Source organism: Cellulomonas hominis (assembly GCF_005239125.1).
Lineage (GTDB): Bacteria > Actinomycetota > Actinomycetes > Actinomycetales > Cellulomonadaceae > Cellulomonas > Cellulomonas hominis_A.
In genome coordinates this window covers 1-6341 of sequence record NZ_SZYE01000207.1, presented here as the reverse complement: position 1 = coordinate 6341, position 6341 = coordinate 1, and the positions used below count along the sequence as shown (strand labels likewise).

At 77.4% G+C, this 6341-nt stretch carries 5 protein-coding genes; 1 reads left to right on the top strand and 4 read right to left on the bottom strand.

Features of this window, described 5'->3' with window-relative positions:
- From FA014_RS17130 to FA014_RS17120, 3 genes are all read right to left on the bottom strand, one after another.
- Positions 1 to 203 (bottom strand): hypothetical protein (locus FA014_RS17130; protein ID WP_154730848.1); only part of this gene is annotated, 203 nt, incomplete at its 3' end.
- Complete coding sequence (locus tag FA014_RS17125) at positions 200 to 745, bottom strand: sigma-70 family RNA polymerase sigma factor (RefSeq protein WP_154730847.1); 546 nt, start codon at positions 743 to 745, stop codon at positions 200 to 202. The genes FA014_RS17125 and FA014_RS17130, both read right to left, overlap by 4 nt.
- A 117-nt stretch (positions 746 to 862) precedes the next feature.
- The gene (locus FA014_RS17120; RefSeq protein WP_154730846.1) at positions 863 to 2719 is read right to left on the bottom strand and encodes a glycoside hydrolase family 6 protein; all 1857 of its coding nucleotides are present in this window, start codon (positions 2717 to 2719) and stop codon (positions 863 to 865) included.
- Between the two features lie 305 nt (positions 2720 to 3024).
- Here FA014_RS17120 and FA014_RS17115 point away from each other — a divergent pair, with 305 nt between their 5' ends.
- On the top strand, positions 3025 to 5787 hold the full coding sequence (locus tag FA014_RS17115) for a DUF7507 domain-containing protein (protein WP_154730845.1): 2763 nt from the start codon (positions 3025 to 3027) through the stop codon (positions 5785 to 5787).
- On the opposite strand, the gene FA014_RS17110 is transcribed toward FA014_RS17115, so the two are convergent.
- Positions 5751 to 6149: a YchJ family protein gene (locus FA014_RS17110; RefSeq protein WP_230323316.1), complete on the bottom strand. Its 399-nt coding sequence runs from the start codon at positions 6147 to 6149 to the stop codon at positions 5751 to 5753. The genes FA014_RS17115 and FA014_RS17110 overlap by 37 nt on opposite strands.
- Between the last annotated feature and the right edge of the window lie 192 nt (positions 6150 to 6341).

Sequence of the window (6341 nt, the reverse complement as noted above, 5' to 3'; positions counted from 1 at the left end):
CTCGGCGCGGTCCCCGGGCCGAGCGCCAGCGCCGCGGCGCCGACGGAGGTCGCGGCGACGAGGACGGCGGCCATGCCCGCCGTGCGCCGGACGGCCCGGCGTCGGCGGACCCGGCGCCGGAGGTCGGCGACCGGCGGCGTGCGGAACGCGCGGGCGGCCCCGACGGCGATCTCCGCCAGTCCGGCGTGCAGGTCCTCGCTCATCGGCGGTCTCCCTCGTGGACGAGCACGGTCTCCGACGGCAGCAGCGCGGCCTGCGGGCCGAGCACCTCGGCGAGCCGGGCCACCGCGGTGCTGAGGTAGCGCTTCACGGTGCCCTCGGCGATGCCGAGGACGGCTGCGATGTCCCGCACCTGGAGGTCGTCCCAGTAGCGCAGGACGACGCACGCCCGTTGCCGGCGGGACAGTCCGTCGAGGGCGGCCTGCACGTCCCGGCGCTCGGCGACCCGCTCGGCGGGACCGTCGTAGCTGTCCGCCCGACCGAGCAGGTGCCGCACCCGGTCCCACTGCCGCCGACGCCGGTACCGGTCGACCCAGGTGGTCGCCATCACACGGCGCAGGTAGCCCTCGGCCGACTCGAGCTCGAGCACCCGCGACCGGGCGAACGTGGTGACCAGGGCGTCCTGGAGCAGGTCCTCGGCCTCCCGCAGGTCACCGGTGAGCAGGTAGGCGTAGGCCCCGAGCGCGTCCCCGCGCCGGCGGACCAGCTCCGCCATCAGGTCGTCAGACCTCTCGGCCCGGTCCATCCCCACCCCCTGGTGCTGCGACAGCGTCACACACAAGGACGGATCCGCGGGCCGGAACGTTGCAGGCCGTGCGCGACGGATCCGGGCGCGGGCCGTGACCGCCGCCGCGACGCCGCGTCACCACGCCGCGCGGGACGCGAGCCCCAGCGTGTACTCCTCCCAGTACGTCCCCGCCGCCGGGCCGCCGTTGCACGTCCCGTCCGACCGCCCGACCGTCTTGATCCACAGGTTCGCCACGTGCGGGCCCGGTCCGGTCGTGCCGGGTCGGGCGCCGAGCGCGCGCCCCTCGGGGTTGCACCACACGGTGCCGTTCGGCCCGGCCAACGGCCCCGCGCCGTTGCGCGAGGTGTCGACGACGAACGCCTTCCCGCCGAGCAGCGCCGACAGGTAGGTGCCGTACGCCTCCTCGTTCGCGCTGCGCTGGAAGTTCGACACGTTGACCGAGAAGCCCGCCGCGCGGTCGACGCCCGCGGCCCGCAGCCGCAGCGCCATCTCGCGCAGCTGGTCCGCGCTCCAGCCGAAGCTGTTGCTGCTGGCCGCGTCGAGGTAGACCTCGGCGCCGGCGGCGACGTAGGCGTCGACGGAGGCGCGCAGGAGCGCGAGGCGCTCGTCGCGGTCCCCGCACCGGTCGAGGTGCAGCAGGGCGTCCGGCTCGACCACCACGACGGCGCGGGAACCGCGCAGCCCGGCAGCGACCCCGGAGACCCAGGCGCGGTACTCGTCGGCCGTCGTGAGGCCGCCCGCCGAGTACGACCCGCAGTCGCGGTGCGGGACGGCGTACGTGACGAAGACCGGTGTCCGGCCCGCCGCGCCGGCCGCAGCGGCGTAGGTGCGGACGGCCGTCGTGCCGTCGGCGGGGCCCAGCCAGCGCGCGGACCCGCCGCTGGCGGCCTTGTCGAGCAGCGCGGCGTCGGCGGTGCGGCCCTGCGTGCGGGCGGTGGCCGCGGCCCGGGCGACGTCGGAGGACGGGTCGGCGTACTGCGGCGCGGCGGACAGGACGGTGCGGTAGATCTTCTCGCCGGAGCCGGTGCCCGCGTTCGTCGACGTGCCACCCGACCCCGGGCGGCTCACCACCGGGAGGGCGGCGGGCAGGGGCAGCGTGACGACGGCCGGCACCTTCTCGGCGGTCGGGGCCGGCGAGGACCAGGTGCTCGCCCCGGCGGTGGAGATCAGGTAGACCCGCGCGTGGTCCTTGACGACCAGTCGCGCCCCGGCGGACGTCGCCCCGGCCGACCACAGCACCGCGCCGGCCGGGGAGACCACCTGGAGGTCGCCGGCGGTGGTCACGCGCGCGGAGGCGCCGGCGGCCGCCGTGCCCGTCCGCCACGCGACGGTCCCGGCACGGGTGAGGACGAGGTCGCCGTCCGGGCCCATCGTGAGCCGCACGTCCCCGGTGGCGATCGACTCGCCCGCGAGCAGCAGGCCGCCCGACGGCACCCGGTCGGCCGCGGTGGTCCTCAGGGCCGGGCCGTCGGTGCCGGACTTCCACACGAGTCGGCCCGCGGTGTCCACGGTGTACAGCATGCCGTCCGGCTTCACGATCGACCGCGCCCCGGGGGACGTGGCCCCCGTGGTCCACAGCGCCGTCCCCGATGCGGAGCGCACCTCGAGCGCCCCCGACGGCTGCTGCACGAGCCGCGCCCCCGGGTTGCCGGTCGTCCCGGTGTGCCACAGCACGGGCCCGCCGCCGAGACGCACGGTCACGTCGCCGTCGGCGCCGACCGCGAGGGTGTGGGCGCTGCCGACCGCGGTGAGGGCGGCGCCCGTGCCGAGCACCTGGCCGGAGGTGAGCCGGTCGCCGGCGGCGGCGGCGGTGGTGGCGGGGGCGGTGGCGCTCGAGCCTGCGGCGGACGCCGGCAGCGGGGCCAGCACGACGGCCGCGAGCAGTGCGGCGGTGGCCGCCCGGACGGCGACGGTGAGCGGTGCCGACCACGGGGAGGTCGACCGGGGGAGGGGCGAGCGGGTGCGGGGCATGGCGGGTCCTCGTCGGGGAACGGCTTTCCCCACCCATCGGCGGGCGGCGCCGCGCGCGACCTCGTCGGTGCGGGTGAACCGCCGCGCGGTGCGCCACGGATGCGGTGGTCGTCCGGCCGCGCCGTGATTGCCGGAGCACTACTCACCTCTGCGGGCCGCGAGCACTCAAAACGCGTGGTGCAGCGCCGGTCGCGCTACTCAACCGTCGCGGGGCAGCACCTACGGACCCAGGAATCGTGCGCCGACCCTGCGCTGGCATGGGCGCCAGACGACGGCGGGGGAGCCGCCCGGAGGAGGACGAGCTGATGCCGAGGACCATCGCGCGGCGCGCGGCAGGGGCCGTGATCACGACCGTCAGCGTCGCCGCGCTGGCGCTCACCGGGGCGCTGGCCGGGCCGGCCGCGGTGGCGGCCGGGACGACGGGGGAACGGGCGGGGTCGCTCCTGCTCCAGGAGTCGTTCGACGGGGGGAGCGTGGCGGACCCGCGGGTGCGCGCGCTCGGGGCCGCCTGCCTCACCGGTGCGCGGGCCCTCCTGCCGCTGCCGCCCGGCGCCTCCGACCTCGGCGCGTGCCCGCCGGGGTCGAGCGGCGCCCCGGTCCCCGGCGTCACGCCCGGGTACCTCCAGCTGACCGACGACCTCACCGACCAGGCCGGCGGGGTGGTGCTCGACCGCGCGGTCCCCGCCGAGGCGGGCCTCGTCGTCGAGTACGACCAGTTCATGTACCGCGCGCGCTCCGGCCAGGGCGCCGACGGGATCGGCCTGGTGCTGGTCGACGGGGCGCACGAGCTGCGGACCCTCGGGGCGTTCGGCGGCAGCCTCGGCTACGCGCAGGACGACGCCGAGCCCGGCGTCGCCGGCGCGTACCTGGGCCTCGGCTTCGACGTCTACGGCAACTTCGCCCGCGACGCCACCGGCCGCGGCGCCGGGTGCGCCGCCGCGTCCCCGCACACCGGGCTGGTGCCGAACTCCGTCACGCTGCGCGGTCCGGGCGACGGCCGCACCGGGTACTGCTGGCTCGCGACGCAGCGGCTGGACCGGCGCGAGCAGATGCTCGACTGGTCCGGCGGGGGCACCCCGGCGCAGCTCCTCGCCGGTGCGCAGCGGAACGTGCGCGTCACCATCAGCCCCGAGGTCCGGCCGCTCGTCACGGTCGAGATCGACTTCTCAGGCGACCGCACGGCCTACCGGACCGTCCTGCAGCACCGGCTCGCCGAGGACGCACCGGCCACCTGGAAGCTCGGCTTCGCCGCCGCGACCGGGGCGGAACGGAACGTCCAGCTGGTCCGTGACGTCGAGGTCCGCACCGTCGAGCCGCTGTCGCCGCTGAACCTCGTCGTCCAGGTGGCGCAGACCGACGACCTGCCGGACGCGTTCCGGACCGGCAGCACGATCCCGTTCGACCTGGTCGTCACGAACACCGACGCGGAGCCGCTGACCGACGTCCAGGTGCACGACCCGCTGGTCGGGCCCGACGCGGTGTGCGCGGTGCCGGAGCTCGGGCCGGCCGGCTCCGCGACCTCCTCGGTGACGTGCCGGGTCGAGGTCGTCGTCGCGGCCGAGCACGCCCGTGCGGGCGAGCTGCTGAACGCGGCGCGGGCGACGGCCCTCAGCGCCGACGGACCGGTCGCCGCGGCGGACGACGCGCTCGTGGCGATCACCGGCAGCCCCGCGCTCGAGATCACCACGTCCGCGGTGGTCGACGGGGGCCCGGGCGGCGTCGTGACGGCGGGCGACGTCGTCGTCCTCACCTACGAGGTGCGGAACGCGGGCGACGTCGACCTCACCGACCTGCGCGTCCGGGAGGAGCTGGGCGTCGCCGTCACCTGCGACGCCACGGCGCTGGCCCCGGGGGAGGCGACGGACTGCGCGGCCGAGCCCTACGTGCTGCGGGACGCCGACGTCCTCGCGGCCGGGATCACGAGCGTGGCCACCCCGTCCGCGATCGTCCCGGCGCACGCCGACCCGCTGGTGCCCGTACCGGGCACGCGCGACGTCCCGCTCGTCGCGGCAGCCGCCGGCCTCGCGGTCATCCAGGAGGCCGTGCTGGTGGCGGAGCACGACGACGACCTCGCGGGCGTCGGTGACGTCGTCCGGTACGCGGTCACCGTCGAGAACACCGGCGACCTGCCGCTCGCCGGCCTGGCGGTCGCGCACGACCGCGCCGGCGCCGCGACCTGCGCGGCCACCGACCTCGGCCCCGGCGCGTCGACCACCTGCACCGGGGACGCGGACCACGTCGTGACGGAGGACGACCTCGTGGCCGGTGGTGTCGCGGCCGTCGCCCGGGCGACGGCACGCACGACCGGAGGGACGCCCGTGGAGGCGGAGCACGCCGTCACCACGCCGACGCGCGCGGCCGTGGCGGAGATCGCCCTCGCGGTGACCGCGGTGGTCGAGGCGGACGATCCGCCCGGTGCGTCCGACGTGCGGGTGCGGTACGCGTTCGAGGTGACCAGCACCGGGACCGTCACCGTGCACGACGTCGCGGTCGACGATCTGCGGGTGGGCGACGTGCCCGTCGGTGACGTCGTGTGCGAGCGGACGACCCTGGCACCCGGGGAGGCGACCGGCTGCGTGGCCGGCGAGCCCTACCTCGTGAGCGAGGCGGACCGGGAGGCCGGGCAGGTGCACGCGACGGCCACCGCGCACGCCCGCGCGCCCGAGGGGGTGCCGGCCGTGCCGTCGGTGACGGCCGGGACGACGGCCGTCGTGCCCGGGGTGGTCGTGGAGCCGGAGCCGGAGCCGGACCCGGAGCCGGACCCGGAGCCGGACCCGGAGCCGGACCCGGAGCCGGAGCCGGAGCCGGAGCCGGAGCCGGAGCCGTCGCCCGAGCCGGCACCGGAACCCCAGCCGACCACCCCGCCGGGGCAGGGCGCCGACACGGGCCCGGGCGGCGCGGCCCCCGGAGCCGACCCCGTGGTGCCGGCCACGGCTCCCGGCGGTCTGGCGGTCACCGGCCCGGCGCTCGCGGGGGCGTCGCTGCTCGCGACCGGCCTGGTCGTCGCCGGCGTGCTCGCGCTGCGCGGGCGTCAGTCCCGGCCGGGATCGATCGACCCGTCGACGTAGGTCCACGCGCCGTCCTCGCGGACGAACCGGCTCACCTCGTGCAGCGACCCGCGGCCGCCCGGGTCGCTGTACGAGGCGCGGAACTCGACCGTGCCGGTGGTGTCGAACGGACCGCCGCCGTCGGTCGCGAGCACGTCGAGCCGCCGCCACGCCGTCGTGTCGTCCAGGTCGAGCGACGCGGGCCGGGTGGCCGGGTGCCACGTCGCCAGCAGGTAGCCCGCGTCACCGACGGCGAACGCGCTGTACCGGGACCGCATGAGCGCCTCGGCGGTCGGCGCCGTGCGCTCCCGCCGGTGCAGCGGGCCGCAGCACTCGTCGTAGGGCAGGCCGCTCAGGCACGGGCAGCGGGTCGGGGTCGGCACGGGTCCAGTATCGGCCCGGCCCGTCGGGCCCGGCGCCGCGGGGTTCCCCCGCGGCGCCCGCTCAGCGTCACGCGCTGGGTGCATGGCGAGCCGACGTCTCAGCTCTTCCCGCAGCGATGAGCCGTGCCCGTCAGGCGACATCTATCCGCTCACCGGCACCCTTGGCGGACGCCGTGGATCATGTGACAAGGT